Source organism: Streptomyces sp. NPDC036984, from assembly GCF_055607665.1.
In genome coordinates this window covers 94334-110627 of the sequence record NZ_JBVJRL010000019.1, presented here as the reverse complement: position 1 = coordinate 110627, position 16294 = coordinate 94334, and the positions used below count along the sequence as shown (strand labels likewise).

14 protein-coding genes are annotated in these 16294 nt (G+C 72.3%); 8 read left to right on the top strand and 6 right to left on the bottom strand.

Annotated features, from left to right (window positions below; translation table 11 throughout):
* Position 1: 1 nt before the first annotated feature.
* The 3 genes from ACZ7DL_RS29400 to ACZ7DL_RS29390 all read right to left on the bottom strand — a co-directional run bounded on the left by ACZ7DL_RS29400 (position 2) and on the right by ACZ7DL_RS29390 (position 2525).
* Complete coding sequence (locus ACZ7DL_RS29400) at positions 2 to 1744, bottom strand: RNase A-like domain-containing protein (RefSeq protein WP_470778659.1); 1743 nt, start codon at positions 1742 to 1744, stop codon at positions 2 to 4.
* Positions 1744 to 2058 (bottom strand): WXG100 family type VII secretion target, encoded by a 315-nt coding sequence (locus tag ACZ7DL_RS29395; protein WP_470778657.1) that lies wholly within the window; start codon positions 2056 to 2058, stop codon positions 1744 to 1746. The genes ACZ7DL_RS29400 and ACZ7DL_RS29395 overlap by 1 nt, the downstream gene beginning before the upstream one ends.
* A gap of 74 nt (positions 2059 to 2132) precedes the next feature.
* Positions 2133 to 2525, bottom strand: coding sequence for a WXG100 family type VII secretion target (locus tag ACZ7DL_RS29390; RefSeq protein ID WP_470778655.1), 393 nt, complete (start codon positions 2523 to 2525; stop codon positions 2133 to 2135).
* Positions 2526 to 2831: 306 nt separating this feature from the next.
* Here ACZ7DL_RS29390 and ACZ7DL_RS29385 point away from each other — a divergent pair, with 306 nt between their 5' ends.
* The 5 genes from ACZ7DL_RS29385 to ACZ7DL_RS29365 all read left to right on the top strand — a co-directional run bounded on the left by ACZ7DL_RS29385 (position 2832) and on the right by ACZ7DL_RS29365 (position 9212).
* Positions 2832 to 3455, top strand: coding sequence for a GntR family transcriptional regulator (locus ACZ7DL_RS29385; RefSeq protein WP_470778654.1), 624 nt, complete (start codon positions 2832 to 2834; stop codon positions 3453 to 3455).
* Positions 3456 to 3715: 260 nt separating this feature from the next.
* Entirely contained in the window at positions 3716 to 6418 is a 2703-nt protein-coding gene (aceE, locus tag ACZ7DL_RS29380) for a pyruvate dehydrogenase (acetyl-transferring), homodimeric type (RefSeq protein ID WP_470778652.1), read from the top strand.
* Between the two features lie 165 nt (positions 6419 to 6583).
* Complete coding sequence (locus ACZ7DL_RS29375; RefSeq protein ID WP_470778651.1) at positions 6584 to 7576, top strand: hypothetical protein; 993 nt, start codon at positions 6584 to 6586, stop codon at positions 7574 to 7576.
* A 74-nt stretch (positions 7577 to 7650) separates the two neighbouring features.
* Complete coding sequence (locus ACZ7DL_RS29370) at positions 7651 to 8634, top strand: helix-turn-helix transcriptional regulator (protein ID WP_470778649.1); 984 nt, start codon at positions 7651 to 7653, stop codon at positions 8632 to 8634.
* A gap of 59 nt (positions 8635 to 8693) precedes the next feature.
* Positions 8694 to 9212: a DUF4240 domain-containing protein gene (locus tag ACZ7DL_RS29365; protein ID WP_470778709.1), complete on the top strand. Its 519-nt coding sequence runs from the start codon at positions 8694 to 8696 to the stop codon at positions 9210 to 9212.
* A 72-nt stretch (positions 9213 to 9284) separates the two neighbouring features.
* Here ACZ7DL_RS29365 and ACZ7DL_RS29360 read toward each other — a convergent pair whose 3' ends face one another.
* Positions 9285 to 10121 (bottom strand): peptidoglycan recognition protein family protein, encoded by an 837-nt coding sequence (locus ACZ7DL_RS29360; protein ID WP_470778647.1) that lies wholly within the window; start codon positions 10119 to 10121, stop codon positions 9285 to 9287.
* A gap of 199 nt (positions 10122 to 10320) precedes the next feature.
* Between ACZ7DL_RS29360 and ACZ7DL_RS29355 the strand changes: the two genes are divergently transcribed.
* Positions 10321 to 11505: a MarP family serine protease gene (locus ACZ7DL_RS29355; protein ID WP_470778645.1), complete on the top strand. Its 1185-nt coding sequence runs from the start codon at positions 10321 to 10323 to the stop codon at positions 11503 to 11505.
* Between the two features lie 3 nt (positions 11506 to 11508).
* Here ACZ7DL_RS29355 and ACZ7DL_RS29350 read toward each other — a convergent pair whose 3' ends face one another.
* Entirely contained in the window at positions 11509 to 11997 is a 489-nt protein-coding gene (locus ACZ7DL_RS29350) for a GNAT family N-acetyltransferase (protein WP_470778643.1), read from the bottom strand.
* 73 nt (positions 11998 to 12070) lie between these two features.
* On the opposite strand from ACZ7DL_RS29350, the gene ACZ7DL_RS29345 reads away from it, so the two are divergent.
* Both ACZ7DL_RS29345 and ACZ7DL_RS29340 read left to right on the top strand, forming a co-directional pair.
* Positions 12071 to 12967, top strand: coding sequence for a TIGR01777 family oxidoreductase (locus tag ACZ7DL_RS29345; protein WP_470778642.1), 897 nt, complete (start codon positions 12071 to 12073; stop codon positions 12965 to 12967).
* 181 nt (positions 12968 to 13148) lie between these two features.
* The gene (locus ACZ7DL_RS29340) at positions 13149 to 14522 is read left to right on the top strand and encodes an NAD(P)/FAD-dependent oxidoreductase (RefSeq protein WP_470778639.1); all 1374 of its coding nucleotides are present in this window, start codon (positions 13149 to 13151) and stop codon (positions 14520 to 14522) included.
* A gap of 66 nt (positions 14523 to 14588) precedes the next feature.
* Here the strand turns inward: ACZ7DL_RS29340 and ACZ7DL_RS29335 are convergent, their stop codons facing one another.
* Positions 14589 to 16058 carry a regulator gene (locus ACZ7DL_RS29335; protein WP_470778638.1) on the bottom strand — a complete coding sequence of 490 codons (1470 nt, stop codon included), beginning with the start codon at positions 16056 to 16058 and terminating at the stop codon, positions 14589 to 14591.
* Positions 16059 to 16294: the final 236 nt, after the last annotated feature.

The window sequence follows — 16294 nt, the reverse complement described above, 5'->3', positions numbered from 1 at the left end:
ATCACTTCGGCATGGACGTCAGGACGACGAATGGCGGATCCAGCTTTGGTTCATACTTGAGCACCGTCGAGACGCCGAGCGCGTCCTTCGGCGGCGTCGGGTGATTGTTCACCACTTGCGCCGTACGCCCGGTCACGACGGGTAGCGCATGATTCCCAATGTCGACCGCTCCCACCGTGAACTCCTTCTGCGGAGGAGCGGGCGGGTTACCCTGAAGCCACTTGTCGATCTCCGCAGAATTGGACCGGATATTGTACTGCGTATATACCTGAGCCGATTCCAGACTAGTGAAGGTGGAAGCCGCGGGAATATTCGGCTCACCCGTACCGCTCGCCTGATCCCGCAACCGCTGCGTCAGCTGCAAGTCCGTCAGGCCGACATGCTTGTCGATGCTGTGCCCGCCGTACAGTTCCTCCTCGGTCGCCAGATCGAGGCTGTACTTGTACGGAAACGGACTCTCCGGCCGCTGCCAGCTGTGCTCCTTCTTGAAGTCGTTGAGGGAGCGGGCTCCATACCCCTCCGCGCGGGCCTCCTCCGCCACGAACGTGGGCACGCTGAGCAGTGCCTCGTCCAGCTCGAGCTCCAGCTCCTTCAGCGCGGTGGCGGCGTCGCTGAATGCCTTGTGGTACTTCTCGACCGCCGCGTCCGCGGCCGCCTTGTCCATGTGCGAGCGGAACGTCATCACGATCTCGCCGAACGCCAGGGTCGCTGCGAGCCGCGTCATCTCGAACGGGTCCAGGTCCGTGGTCAGGTCCCTGACCGTGGCCATCGCCGCCTCCTTGCCGAGCCGCGTAGTGGTCTGCCTGGTTGTGACGGCCACTCCGGCCAGCTCGTCCAGCTGTTTCTGCACAGCGGTGGCCGTCTCGAAGAGGATGTCGATGATGGGGCGCCGCTTCGCGGGCACGACCTTGCGGTCCGTCTTCCAGATGCGACCCATGGAGACCCGGTTCATCTGCTTGTCATAGGTTCTGCCCCACTCGGTGGTGCCCCAGATGGTCTGGCAGAAGGCCTTCATGGCGCCCTGCCACTCGTCGTTGCCTTTGTTGTTGCTGATGAACTTGATGGCACCGTTGAAGTCGCTGGACGCGCCCGTGGCCGCCTTCGCGGCCGCGCCCCAGGCGGTGGCCATGTCCTTGAACTCCTCGTCCTTGCATCCCGGCGTGATCTCGTGCATCTTGCCGAGCCTGAGGCCGTGTTCAATGGCAGGCCGGATCACGTCGGCGAGGAAGTCGGGGATCTCGCCGAGGATGCCGGCAATCTCCGAGGAGTCCGCGTCCTCGCCGGTGCCGGACCACTTGATGTCGTTGACCGGACCGTACCGGGGCGGCTTCTGGATGACGGCGGGCGGCGCCTTGTCGACGGGCGGCGGGCCGTACACCCGGCGCGCCTGCCAGTCGGCTTGGACGTACGTGTTCGCCGTGTGTGTCAGGCCGACGGCGACCCCGCCCACGCTGACGACGCTCTTCGCCCAGAGCTCCAGGAACTTCTCGGTCACCGACTTGTACGCCGCCGCGAAGGCGTCCGCGCCCCAGCCGGCCCCCGCCGACTGGCTGTACTTGTTCAGCACCTCGACCAGCGCCGTGGCGCCCTTGTCGTAGTCGAACTGCCCGTCGCGTACCACGAGGGAGGTGTAGTACAGGTGCGGCGGCTGGACGTCGAAGCCGCCGCTCGTCTTGGGCGAGCGGGGCCGGGCCTCGATCCGCTCCTTCTGCCGCTGCTCGTCGGTGGGTCGCCGCTCGGCCATCAGGCGCCGCCCCACCCCCGCAGCACCGCGTGGTGCGCGGCCGCGTACCCGCGATGAGCACTGCTCACGACCCCGTGCAGCCACGTCTGAGCCGCCTGCAGATCCCTGGCCGAGGTGTCCCACTTGTCGAGTTCTTCGAGGAACACCTCGCGGGCCTCGCCCTGCCAGGACGCGACGACCGGCACCAGGCGGTCGTAGAGGTCGTCCAGGTGTCCGTTGAGCTTCTTGAGGATGTCGTCGAGCTCGGCGGTCAGGTGTTCCAGCGTGCCGAACGAGACCGCGATGTAGTCGTCCTCGGCGCTGCCGTCCTGCATGTCTCATCCCCCCCTTCCGGACGGCGGCACCCCGCGCCGCCGTCCTGCGCGTCGTTCACTGACTCCGGCTGGCTTCACAGCTGGTCGAGGCTGCTGCGCGGGTGCGTCGGCGGCGCCTCGGCCGGCGTGGACAGCTTGTCCGCCTCGGCCTCGACGTCGACCTTGACGGCGCGTATGCGCGCCAGTACATCGAGATCCGTCTCGGTGAATCCGTCCCGGCCCAGCCGCACGGCCGCTTCGAGCTTCCCCATGACCTCGCGGATCCGGACGGCGTCCTCGGCGACCGAGCGGTGGAGCTTGCGGTACTCGGCCGCCGCGGGCCCCTGCCAGCCCTTCTCGATCTCGTCGACGACCCGGTCCATGCGCTCGACCTGCCGGGTCAGATGCTCCTGCATGGTGTCGAGGTCGTCGGCCAGCTTGGTCAGATCCTCGCGCTTGGCCGCCAGGTCCTTCTTCCGACCCACCACGCCCCCGTTCCGTTCTGCCTCGGCTGCCTACCACGGCTCCCGGGACCAACCTAATCGAAGGCGGGTTTGACAGGTTCAGGATTCACCGGTCGGTCACCAGCTCCAACCTCATCGACACGCACCGGCGTTGGCGTTTCGTCCAGGACCGCCGCCGACGAAGCCGCATGCCTCGCCACCCGGGCGGGCACTTCTCTGTAACAGGTATCACCTGAGGTGAGAGCAGCCGTACCCCTTCCGTCCGGGGCCACGGCCGTATTGTCTAAGGGTCCCGCCGACCCGCCGGGTCCGCACTGCCGAGGAGCCCTCATGACCGCGCCCGTCGTCCACTCGCTGCGCGAGCAGATCCGCGAGCACATCGTGGAGGGGATCGTCAGCGGGCGCTGGCAGCCGGGCGAGCGCATCGTGGAGCGCCGGATCGCCACCGAGCTGGAGGTCAGCCAGACCCCGGTCCGAGAGGCCCTGCGCGAGCTGGAGTCCCTGCGGCTGATCGAGTCGGCCCCGAACAAGGGCGTACGCGTCCGCAATCTGACGGCGGCCGACCTGGAGGAGAGCTACCCCGTCCGGGCCGGCCTGGAGGCCATCGCGGCGGAGCTGGCGGCCGAGCGGCTCGCGGAGGACTGCTCGGCCCTGGAGCCGCACGTCCTGGCCCTGTACGAGGCCGACCGCAAGTCGGACGGCACGGCACAGGTGCGCCACACGGTCGGCTTCCACCGCGAACTGGTGCGGGCCGCGCGCAACTCGGTGCTGCTGCACACCTGGGAGGGCCTCGGCATCGAGGTCTTCACGGCGCTGTCGATCCGCTGGCTGGGCACGGTCCAGCAGTCGTACGCGGAGGAGCACGAGGAGCTGGTGCAGGCGTTCAAGCGCCGGGACCCGCGCATCGCCGAGCTGGTGAAGGCGCACGTCCTGGGCTGCGCGCCGCGGGCCTGACGCAGCCGAGCATATCGGCGCTCACCTGCGAAAACCTTGCCCGTGCACGGCACCGGGTGCCCATTTCAAAGGCACCCGGTGCCTACTTTCTCGATTTCGAGAGGTTTTGGCCCTCAACCCTTTGATCGATCATCGATCAGGGAGTTACAGTCGCCGACGGACTTCCACCGAAGTCCTGTGCCCTGTCCTGCCAAAGACCTAGGGCAACCCCCGAACCCTTACCGATGAGGGAACCCCCTTCGACTGAGGAAGGCGGCGACATGACCGACCCCCACGCCATCCAGCCGAGCGCGCTCGACCAGCTCCCGGACCGCGACCCGGAGGAGACCGCCGAATGGCAGGCCTCCCTCGACGCCGTCGCCAGGGAGGCCGGGCCGCACCGCGCCGCGTACCTGATGCGCCGCACGCTGGAGCGCGCCGAGGCGGGCGGCATCGCGCTGCCGAAGCTCCTCGAGACCGACTACGTCAACACCATCCCCACCTCCGCCGAGCCGGGCATGCCCGGCGACCCGGAGATGGAGGCCCGGATCACCGCCTGGAACCGCTGGAACGCGGCCGCGATGGTGACCCGTGGCGCGAAGTACGGCGTCGGCGGCCACATCGCCACCTTCGCCTCCGCCGCCTGGCTCTACGAGACCGGCTTCAACCACTTCTTCAAGGGCAAGGAGGGCGACGGCTCCGGCGACCAGCTGTACATCCAGGGCCACGCCTCCCCGGGCATCTACGCCCGCGCCTTCCTCGACGGCCGCCTGAACGAGGCGCACCTCGACAACTTCCGCCAGGAGGCCGGCGGCAACGGCCTGCCCTCCTACCCGCACCCCCGCCGCCTGCCCTGGCTGTGGGAGTTCCCGACGGTGTCGATGGGCCTCGGCCCGCTGTCGGCGATCTACCAGGCGCGCTTCAACCGCTACCTCACCAACCGCGGCATCAAGGACGTCTCCGCCTCCCACGTCTGGGCCTTCCTCGGCGACGGCGAGATGGACGAGCCGGAGTCGACCGCGGCCCTCGCGCTCGCCGCCCGTGAGGAGCTGGACAACCTCACCTTCGTCATCAACTGCAACCTGCAGCGCCTCGACGGCCCGGTCCGCGCCAACTTCAAGATCGTGCAGGAGCTGGAGGCCCAGTTCCGCGGCGCCGGCTGGAACGTCGTCAAGACGCTGTGGGGCACCGCCTGGGACGAGCTGTTCGCCCTCGACACCACCGGCGCGCTGGTACGCCGGCTGCGCGAGGTACCGGACGCGCAGATCCAGACGTACCAGACCCGTGACGCCGCCTACATCCGCCAGGACTTCTTCGGCAAGGACCCGGCGCTCGCCGAGATGGCGAAGCTGCTGAGCGACGACAAGATCCTCGAGTGCTTCCACCTCTCCCGCGGTGGTCACGAGGCCCGCAAGGTCTACGCCGCGTACAAGGCCGCCGTCGAGCACAAGGGCGCGCCGACCGTGATCCTGGCCCAGACGGTCAAGGGCCACACCCTCGGCGAGGGCTTCGCGTCGAAGAACGCCAACCACCAGATGAAGAAGCTCTCGGTGGACGAGTTCAAGGCGATGCGCGACCTGCTGGAGCTGCCGATCAAGGACAGCGACTTCGTGGACGGCGTGGTGCCCTACGGCCACCCGGGCGCCGACTCCCCCGAGGTCCGCTACCTCCAGGAGCGCCGCGCGGCCCTCGGCGGCCCGGCCCCGGCCCGCCGTACCCACGCGCTGGCCCCGCTGCCGGCCCCCGCGGAGAAGGCGTTCGCCTCCTTCGACAAGGGCTCCGGCTCCCAGAACGTGGCCACCACCATGGCCTTCGTCCGCCTGATCAAGGACCTGGTCCGCGACAAGGAGACGGGCAAGCGCTGGGTGCCGATCGTCCCCGACGAGGCGCGCACCTTCGGTATGGAGAGCCTCTTCCCGTCCCTCGGCATCTACTCGCCCAAGGGCCAGACGTACGAGCCGGTCGACCGTGACCAGCTGATGTACTACAAGGAGGCCAAGAACGGCCAGATCCTCAACGAGGGGATCACCGAGGCCGGTTCGATGGCCGACTTCATCGCCGCTTCGACGTCGTACGCGACGCACGGCGAGGCGATGATCCCGTTCTACATCTTCTACTCGATGTTCGGCTGGCAGCGCACGGCCGACCAGATGTGGCAGCTCGGCGACCAGCTGGGCCGCGGTTTCCTCGTCGGCGCGACCGCCGGCCGCACGACCCTGACGGGTGAGGGCCTCCAGCACGCCGACGGCCACTCCCCGGTCATCGCCGCCACCAACCCGGCCGCGCTGACGTACGACCCCGCGTTCGCCTACGAGGTCGCGGTGATCGTCCGTGAGGGTCTGCGCCGGATGTACGGCGAGGCCAAGCCGGGCGAGGACCAGGACGTCTTCTACTACCTGACGGTCTACAACGAGCCGCTGCCGCAGCCGGCGAAGCCGCAGGGCCTCGGCATCGACGAGGGCATCGTCAAGGGTCTGTACCGCTTCAACACGGCGGAGTCGGCGGGTGTGACCGCCCCGGCGGGCGCCCCGCGGATCCAGCTGCTGGGCTCGGGTACGGCGATCCACTGGGCGCTTCAGGCGCAGAAGCTGTTGGCCGAGGAGTGGGGTGTGGCCGCCGACGTGTGGTCCGCGACCTCCTGGTCGGAGCTGCGCCGGGACGCGATGGAGGCCGACGCGTCGCTGCTGCGCGGCGAGGAGCGGGTGCCGTACGTCCGCCAGGCCCTCCAGGGCGCCGAGGGCCCGGTGCTGGCCGTGTCCGACTACATGCGCCAGGTCCCGGACCAGATCGCGCAGTGGGTGGAGCAGGACTGGTCCTCGCTGGGCGCCGACGGCTTCGGTCTGTCGGACACCCGGGAGGCCGCCCGCCGCCACTTCGGCGTCGACGCCCAGTCGATCGTCGTCGCGGCCCTGGCCCAGCTCGCCCGGCGCGGCGAAGTGAAGGCCACGGCGGTCAAGGAGGCCCGGGGGAAGTACGGGCTCTAGGAAAACCGGCGGCGGCGGACGGAAGGTGCACGCACCTTCCGTCCGCCGCTTTTTTCTCGTCCCGTTCGCCCCGGCCCGACCGCCGCGCCCAGGTCATGCGGTCTGGTGTACATGTCCCACCCCCCCTACCTTGTACTGATTCCTACGGAAAAGGTGGTGGGGGCCTTGACCGAAGAGCATCCGCACGCGCCCCGGACGCTGACACGGCTGCAACTGGACAACGCGGCCCGGCATGTCCTGAGGACGGCCAGGGGGGCGCACGCGGTGGTGCGAGGTGGCTGCGGGGAGGCGGAGACCGAGGCGGTCCTCGCCGAGCTGCTGCTGGACTTCGCGGCGATGACGGGCCGCCCCGGCCTGCTCTGGCCTGCCGTCCGGACGCCCGGCGACGCGCAGGAGCTCGTCCGGCTCGTGGCGGAGGCGGCCGTGTACGTCCGGGCGCACAACTGGCACGCGTCCGACCTGCGGGCGATCCTGCACGGGGTGGGGGCACCGCAGGAGGGGGCCCATAGCGGTGCACGCCTCGTGGAAGACTTCCTGGACGGGTTGGGCACGCTCACGCTCGTCCATTCCGACGACGGAGCCGACTGGGAGTTCCGGTTGCTCAAGGAGGGGGCCGCGGGGGACGCGGACCTGACGGCAGTCGTGAAAGCGGCGCGCTACCTCCTGCACCCGTCCTTCCTGATGCTCTTCGGGGACGTCACGGAGCTTCTGGGGGAAGCCGTCTACGCGACGAACGTCAGGCGATTCACCGAGTGCATGACCGGCATCGAGGCGCTCACCACGCAGGCGCCCCCTTTCCCGGGGATGCCCCCGTGTGACACGGCGGTGCCGGGACTCGATGCCGCAGCGTCGGAACTCGACCACCTGCTCGGCGCCGGGCCGCTGGACGAGCCGGATGGGCCTGCCCGCGCCGAAGTCCCCGCCCCGGCCGGACCCGCGCGCCGCCGGCGAAGCTCGGTGAAGGAGGTGCGGCCGGACGGTCGGGGGCGAGTCACCCGTGGCTCGGTGCCGGCAATCGATGAGGTCGGCGGGTCGCTTCCCGACATCGACAGGGTGCCTGAGCCGGATGTCCCCGAGTCGCATCCGGACATCGGTGGAGCGGACGCGCTCCGGCACCACCGCCCACGGCCGGACGGAGGGTGGTCCTTGGATCTCTAGGCGGCTCGGGGGGTCGCGCGGGGCCTCGTCGCCCTCGGCCCCCTGCTGTCAGTGGCCCCCGGCATCATGAACGCATGCGTGCTGCCCGCCTCATCAAGATGGTGCTGCTCCTCCAGTCCCGCCCGTCCATGACCGCCACCGAACTCGCGCGCGAGCTGGAGGTGTCGGAGCGGACGGTGACACGGGACGCGCAGGCGCTGTCGGAGGCGGGCGTGCCGGTGTACGCGGACCGGGGGCGGACCGGCGGGTACCGCCTGGTCGGCGGCTACCGGACGCGGCTGACGGGGCTGGCCCGGAGCGAGGCCGAGGCCCTCTTTCTGAGCGGGGTGCCGGGGGCGCTGCGGGAGATGGGCCTGGAGGACGCCGCCTCCGCCGCCCGGCTGAAGGTGTCCGCCGCGCTGCTGCCCTCGCTGCGGGACGCGCCGGACAGCGCGGCTCAGCGGTTCCATCTGGACGCGCCCGCCTGGTTCCGGGAGCCGCAGACGCCCGCGCTGCTGCCGGTGCTCGCGGAGGCGGTGTGGGACGACCGGCGGGTCCGCGCCGTCTACCGACGCTCGGACGACGAGGTCGAGCGGGAACTGGAGCCGTACGGGCTGGTCCTGAAGGCGGGGGTCTGGTACCTGTGCGCGCGGGTGCCCGTCAGCGGCGACTTCCGGACGTACCGCATCGACCGGTTCACCTCCGTCGACGCCGGCGAGACCCGATTCGTCCGCGTCGAGGACTTCGACCTGCCCGGTTTCTGGGCGGAGCAGGCCGAGCGGTTCGCCCGGTCGATCCTGCGCGCCGAGGTCGTCGTACGGCTGTCCCCGGACGGCGTGCGCCGGCTGCCGTACGCCGCCGATCCGCTCGCCGCGCGGACGGCGCTCGACAGCGCGGGCGCGCCGGATGCCGAGGGCTGGGTGACGGTGACGCTGCCCGTGGAGTCGGAGGAGGTCGCGCACGGCCAGCTGACGGCGCTCGGCGCGGAGGCGGAGGTGCTGGCCCCGGCGAGCCTGCGGGAGCGGTGCGCGGCGGACGCGGCCCGGCTCGCCGCGCGCTACCGCCGTGCGCACGGCTGACAACGATCCGCCGTACTCCGCGTGCGTCCCACCGGCCGAGGCCCGATGCTGGTGCCGTGATGGATGAGACGGAGTTCTGGGAGCTGATCGACGCCACCCGCGAGGCCGCCGAGGGCGACCCGGAGGAGCAGGCCGACGCGCTGGTGGACCGGCTGCTCCGGCTGGACCCCGAGCTGGTCCTGGACTTCGCCCGTCACTTCGAGGCCCGCTACAACCGGTCCTACCGCTGGGACCTGTGGGGTGCCGCCTGGCTGCTGCTGGACGGGTGCAGCGACGACGCGTTCGACTACTTCCGCTGCTGGCTGATCGGCCAGGGCCGGGAGGTCTTCGAGGGCGCCCTGCACGACCCGGACGCACTCGCCGAGCTGCTGGGCGAGTTCGACGAGGAGATCGACGGCGACGGCGAGGAGCTGGGGTACGCGGCGGACGAGGCGTACGAACAGCTGACCGGCACGGTCGGGCCCGACCTGGGCATCGCCCCGCCGCCGGCCGAGCCGGAGGGCACGCCGCTGGACCTGGAGGACGAGCAGGTGCTCGCCGAGCGCTATCCCCGCCTGTGGGAGCGGTTCAAGGCGTGACGCCGGGTGCCGTACGGCCCGGGTGCCATATCCCCCTGCGCCTGCGGGTGGTGTCGGCGGGCTGCGTGCCGCCTAGGGGGTTCCTGTGGGCGTCCGCCCCTGCAACCGGGCGGCCCGCTCCCGGATCGCCGGGAGGCGGGCGGTGAGGGCCGCGCCGGGGCAGTTGGTCATGAAGCCGTCCTTGTGGGCGGCCAGGGCGGGCAGGGTGGCGGTGGTGCCCGCCTTGTAGCGGCTGAGGCCGCTGCTGGAGACCAGCCGAGCGTCTCCGCGCGGGTCGACGCCGGCCAGGCCGAGTTTCCAGGCGACCAGCGCGGCGATCGCGTCGGTCATGGCCCGGGGCACGGGCACGCCGGCGGTGAAGGTGCCGAGGGCGGCGATGCCGGCGGTGCGGTGGTTGAAGCCCTGGGTGTGGGCGCCGGTGACGGGCCGGTCGGCGCCTCCTGCGCGGCCCTCGTAGATGGTGCCGCAGCGGTCGACGAGGAAGTTGTAGCCGATGTCGTCCCAGCGGCGGGCGCCGGTCTGGCCGGCGTACAGGTGGCGGATGATGCGGGGCGCGTCGGCGCATGTGTAGCCGTTGGGCGAGTCGGTGTGGTGGAGGAAGACGGCGATCACCTTGTCGTCGTAGCGCGGCGGCGGCTGGGTGTGCCCGGTGGCGCGGTCCAGCCAGGCGGAGCGGGGCACGATCCGAGGGCGGGCGGCGCGGTGGACGACGGGTGGCCGGGCGGCCGCCGCGGGCAGGCCGGGGCGGGGCGCGGCGGCCCGCTCGACGCCGCGGGCGCACAGGGCCAGGGCGAGGACGGCGAGCAGCCCGGGCAGGGAGCCGAGCAGCACGAGGAGGGGCCCGGGGGTCCGTCGGGTCCGTGCGGTACGCCGTTTCCCGGCCGTCCGGGCTCTTCGGACGACACGCATGATCCCACTCTCGGGCCGCCGTGCCGTGCCCGCGATGCGTGCTGTGCCACCTGGCGGAACCATCGTCCTGGTCCGGGTCGTTTCTGGGGGTACACACGTACGTGACCGGTTCCGCGGTCCGGTGCTCGTCACCCGGGGGCGTGGCTGATCAGCGGACCCGTGCCGTGCGTACTGAGGGGTCCGAGAGAAAGGCGGCTCCGTGGACCTGCTCGACCTGGTGCTTGTGCTGGTGATCGTCGTCTACGCGGTGGCCGGGTACCGGCGCGGCCTGGTGGCCGGATGTCTCTCGCTGGCCGGGTTCGTGGGCGGCGCCGTGCTCGGCGTGTGGCTGCTGCCCTGGGTGACGGGCCAGGTGGAGCGGGGTACGGCGGCGGCGATGCTGCTCGCGGTGGCGACGGTGCTGGTGCCGGCGGTGGTGGGGCACGAGCTGGCGGGCCGGCTGGCACTGCGGCTGCGCGGGGAGCTGGACCGGGGTCCGCTGCGGGTGGCGGACGGGATAGGGGGCGCGGCGGCGAACTCGGTGGCGGTGCTGATCGTGGCCTGGGTGGCGGCGAGCGTGCTGGGTGCGGCCCCCTCGCAGACCCTGACCACGGCGATACGGAACTCGACGCTGCTGGGCGCGGTGCAGGACGCGATGCCGCGAACGACGCCGGCGTGGTTCTCGCGGGCCACCTCCGCGCTGACCGAGGCGGGTTTCCCGCAGGTGTTCAACCCGTTCGAGAACGAGTCGACGGCCCGGGTGGCCCGGCCGACCGGTGACAGTGTCACCCCGGCCGCGACCCGCGCGGCCAAGCTGAGCACGGTGAAGATCGAGGGTGCCGCGGGCGCCGAGGGCCGGGAGGGCAGCGGGTTCGTCTACGCGCCACGGCATGTGATGACCAACGCGCACGTGGTGGCGGGCATCGCTCACCCGGGCGTACGGGTCGGCGGGGTCGGGCCGTCGTACGCGGCCCGGGTGGTGCTCTTCGACCCGGACCGGGACGTGGCGGTGCTGTATGTGCCGGATCTGCGCGCCCCGGTGCTGCGGTTCGACCCGAGTGCGGCGCGCGGGGACTCGGCGGTGGTGGCGGGCTATCCGCAGGACGGGGCCCTGAACCTGCAGGCGGCGACGGTCGGGAACCGGGTGCGGGCGACCGGCCAGAACATCTACAACGACCGCACGGTCACCCGGGAGATCTACGCGATCCGTTCCACGGTCCGGCCGGGCAACTCCGGCGGCCCGCTGCTGACCACGGACGGCCGGGTGTTCGGGGTGGTCTTCGCCCGCTCCACCTCGGACGCGGAGACGGGGTATGCGCTGACGGCGGCCGAGGTGGCGGGCGACGCCCGGCGGGCGGCCACGGCGACGGCGCCGGTGGACACGGGCGAACTGGTCAGTTCGTAGGGCTCACAGGGCCCGGCCCATGCAGACGTCGTCGACGTACGCGCCGTCGATGAGGAACTCCCCCGGCAGCACGCCCTCGACGGCGAACCCCTCGGACGCGTAGAGGGCGCGGGCCGGGGTGTTGTGCCCGAGCACGCGCAGGGTGAGGCGCCGTGCGCCGCGCCGGCGCGCCTCCGCGACGGCGGCCCGGATCAGGGCGCGCCCGACGCCCTGCCCGCGTGCCTGCGGGGCGACGACGAATCCCTGGATCGCGAGGACGTGCGCGTTGGAGGCGAGCGGGGTGGGGCGGGTGAGCCGGACATAGCCGAGGACGCGTCCCGCGGCCTCGGCGACGAGGAACTCGTGCGGCGGGTGCCGCTCGTCGAAGAACGGCTGGTAGGGCGGCTGGGGCGGGGGCGTCACCGCGTGCAGGGTGGACCAGGTGGCCCGGTCGAGGACGGCCAGGCCCTCCTCGTCGTCGGCCTGGGCGATGCGTATGTGCGGCTCCGGCATGACGATCACCCTACGGCGGGCGGCCGGAGCGTCCCGTCGGGTTTCCGACCGGTCGCACGGTCATGCTGGGGCCATGGAACGTTCACGTATCGCGGTGGCCGGCGCGTCCGGTCTGATCGGCAGAGCTCTGGTGCGGTCCCTGACGGCGGACGGGCACGAGGTCGTACGGCTGGTGCGCCGTGCGCCCCGGGGCGCGGACGAGGTCCGCTGGGACCCCGAGCGGAGTCACGTCGACGCGGCCGGGCTGGCCGGGTGTGACGTGGTGGTCAACCTGGCGGGGGCCGGGGTCGGCGACCGGCGCTGGACCCCCGAGTACAAGCGGCTGCTGCGGGACAGCCGGGTGCTGGGCACGGCCGCGCTCGCCGGGGCGGTGGCCTCGCTGCCGCGGCCGCCGCGGGTGTTTGTGAACGGCAGCGCGATCGGCTTCTACGGCGAGACCGGCGACCGGGCGGTGGACGAGGACGCGCCGCCGGGTGACGGCTTCCTGCCCTCGCTGTGCGTGGAGTGGGAGGAGGCGGCGGCGCCCGTGGCGCAGGCCGGGGTGCGGACGGTGTTCCTGCGCACGGGGCTGGTGGTGGCCCGGGGCGGCGGAGCCTGGGGGCGGCTGTTCCCGTTGTTCCGGGCGGGGCTCGGGGGGCGGCTGGGCGACGGGCGGCAGTACTGGTCGTACATCGCGCTGCACGACGAGGTCGCCGCGATCCGGCATCTCATCGACGGGGACACCCTGTCCGGGCCGTTCAACCTGACGGCTCCCGAACCGCTGACGAACCGTGAGATCACGGCGGCGATGGGGCGGGTGCTGCGCCGGCCGGCGGTGTTCGCGGTGCCCGCTCCGGCCCTGCGGGTGGCGCTGGGCGAGATGGCCGGGGATGTGCTGGGCAGTCAGCGGGTGGTGCCGAAACGGTTGCTGGAGTCGGGATTCCGGTTCGCTTTTCCGGGCATCGATGAGGCGATCCGCGCGGCGGGGTGAGCCGGTTGACTACACCGGCGAACGAAAGTGACCGTATGCGACCTCTATGCGACCGTGCCCTGTTGATGCGCGACCCCTCCTGACCGATCACGGCCCTACCCTCGACCCGAACTCGGGTATCCCTGGGGCCTGTTGGGGGCATGACGTCTCCACCGGCCGCTGCAACCACAGGAGGGGCCTCGTGCTTGAGCCCGCGTACCAGGTGGACGTCGTCATCGTCGGAGCCGGAATCGCCGGACTCTCGGCGGCTCATCGACTGACCAGCGCAGGAATCACCACCGCGGTCCTGGAGGCCGCCCCGTACGTCGGCGGCCGCATGTCGACCGAGAAGGTCGACGGCTTCCGGCTCGACCGCATAGGACAGCTGCTGTCCACGTCCTACCCCGAACTCCGCCTGACCCCGGGCCTGCACGCGCTGAGCGTGCGCCGCTTCGCACCCGGCGTCCTGCTGCACCGCGACGGGCGCACCCAGCGCGCGGGCGTGCCGGCGGCCGGCGGGAGCGCACGGGGCGCACGGGGCGCACTCCATGCAGTGCGCGCTCTGGCGAGCGCCCCACGGGGTCCGGCGGCCACGCCGGGCCGGACCGGCGCGCCCGTGGGCGGCGCGGTGGACCAGGCCCGCCTCGGCGCCGCCCTCGGCCGGATCGCCACGACTCCCGTGGAACGCATCCTGGCCCGTCCCGAGATGCCCGCCGCCCAGGCCCTGGCGCAGCGCGGGGTGCCGGCGCGCACCATCGACGGCTTCCTGCGTCCGCTGCTCGCCGCGCTGCTGTGCGATCCGGAGCTGACCACGTCCAGCCGGTGCGCCGACCTGGCGCTGCGCGCCTTCGCGAGCGGCCGGCTGTGCGTGCCGGAGGGCGGCGCGGAGGTGCTGCCCGAGCTGATGGCCCGGGCCCTGCCGCCGGGCACCGTGCACACCGGGGTGCGGGTCACCTCCGTGTCCACGACCTCGGTGGCCACCGCCGAGCACGGGGAGATCCGGTGCCGGGCGGTGCTGCTGGCGACCGACGCGCGCGCCGCCGCGGAGCTGCTGCCGGGGCTCAGGGTGCCGGACTTCCATCCGGTGACGGTGGTCCACCACACCACCGACGAGCCCGCGGCAGCCTTCGCGACCGGTACCTCGCTGCTGCTGGACGCCGACCGCGGCGGGCCGGTCGCGCACACGGCGGTGCTCAGCAACGTGGACCCGAGCCGGGCTCCGGGCGGCCGGGTGCTGATCTCCTCGACGGTGCTGGGACCGCCGCCCGAGGGCGTGGACACCGCCGTCCGCATCCACCTCGCGCGGCTCTACGGCACCTCCACGCGCCGCTGGGAGACGCTGGCGGTCCACCACACGCCGGAGGCGGTCCCGGCGATGCGCCCACCGCACGACCTGCGTCGCCCGGTACGGCTGCTCGCGGGCCTGTACGTGTGCGGCGACCACCGGGACACCAGCACCGTCCAGGGCGCCCTGCACTCCGCCCACCGGGCCGCGGCCGCGATCCTGACCGACCTGGGCGCGGCAGGCTCGATGCACAGCGCCGACCCGGCCCCGACACTGCCGAGGGCGGCGTGAAGACGGTTCGGCGGGAAGGAAGGTGACCGGCCGTACCCGTCTCCTGCCGCGGCGGAGAACACCGGGTTACCCCAACGCCGCCACCTTCTCCCGGTAGCCCCGCACCGGCGCCGCGTCCCGGTACGGCTCCAGGCGCCGCTCGAAGTCCCGTACGTACTCCACCGCACGAGCGCTCCGCATCTCCACCGCCTGGCCCGCGGCCTCCGCGGCCAGCGCGCACGCCTGGTCGAGTTCGCCGAGGCCGAGCCGGGCGGTGGCGAGGACGACCCGGCAGAACAGCCGGCTGCGGGCGTACGTGGGCGCCCGCAGCTGGAGGGCGCGTTCGGCGTGCTGCGCGGCGGCCCGGAACTGCTGGAGATCCCGGTGGCAGTGCCCGAACTCGTCGGCGAGCTGTCCCTCGTCGAAGAACGCGGCCCAGTACGGCAGCTCGTCCCCGGGCCGGGCCGCCTCCAGCGCGCGCTCGGCCCGGACCAGGGCCGCGGTGCACGCCCGCACCTCGCCCAGGACACCGTGCGCCCGCGCCTCGCAGGCGTGCAGCAGTGCCTGGACGACCGGCGGACCGCCGGTGCCCACCCCCTGCTGGGCGACCCGCGCCAGCTGCACTGCCTCCCTGCCGTGGCCCAGGTAGACGGCCTGGCGGCTCATGGTGACCAGGACGAAGGAGCCGTAGGCCCGGTCGCCGGCCGCCTGGGCGAGCCGCAGGGCCTGCACGAAGTAGCGCTGGGCGAGCCCGTGCGCGGCGATGTCGTACGACGTCCAGCCCGCGAGCCGGGTCAGGTCGGCGGCGGCGCCGAACAGCCGGCGGCCGGTCTGCTCGTCGTAGCTGCCGCGCAGCATCGGCTCGCACTCGTGCTCCAGGTAGCGCACCAGTGCCTGCCGGGCGTGGCCGCCGCCGAACCGGTCGTCGAGCGTGCGGAACAGTTCGCCGACCGAGTGCAGCGCGGCGATGTCGCCGCCGGTCACCTTGTGGCCGGGGGCCCGCTCGGCCTGCCCGCGCATCCGCGGCGGGACCAGCGCCGCATGCGGCGGCTGGGGCTTGGCCGCACCGGGCCGGCCCTGCGGCGGCACCCGGGGCACCAATTCGCGGGCCACCCGGTCGTCGGCCTTGCCGATCAGCCAGTCCCGGCTGGGCACGACGAGTCCGGCCGGGGTGAAGGCGATCTTGCGCAGCTCGGCGTGGCTGCCGGAGTCCTTGCGCCACAGCCCGCTGACGATGTCCACGGCCTCCTCCGGGGTGGCCGCGAACTCCAGTCCGGCGTAGACCGGCGCGCAGGCGTCCAGGCCGAGGTCCTGGGCGGTGAGCCGGCGGCCGAGCCGGCGCGTGAACACCTCGGCGATGAGGGCGGGCGTCGTACCGCGCGGCTGCTGTCCGCGCAGCCAGCGGGTGACCGACGTCTTGTCGTATCTGAGATCCAGCCCGTGCTCCAGCCCGAGCTGGTCGACACGACGGGCCAGACCCGCGTTGGAGAACCCCGCTTCTGCGATGAGCGCGGCGAGCTGTCGGTTGGGGGTGCGCTGCGCGGGTCGGTCCGTCATCTGCGGTGCGGTCTCCTGCCTTCCGGGCCTGTCGAAGTGCCCGGATTGCCTTTGAGCAGCCCTTATGGCCTCACGAACGGCGCGAATGTAGCGGAGAGTGAGCAGACGATCGCATCCTTCGTCGGGCATTCATCCGATCGTGTGAGGAAAGCCCGCCGGGCTGACGTACGCCGGTCGGACGTACAGTGGCGTGGGCGCGATACATGCCTGACACACCAATCGCCGAGGGAGGCGCT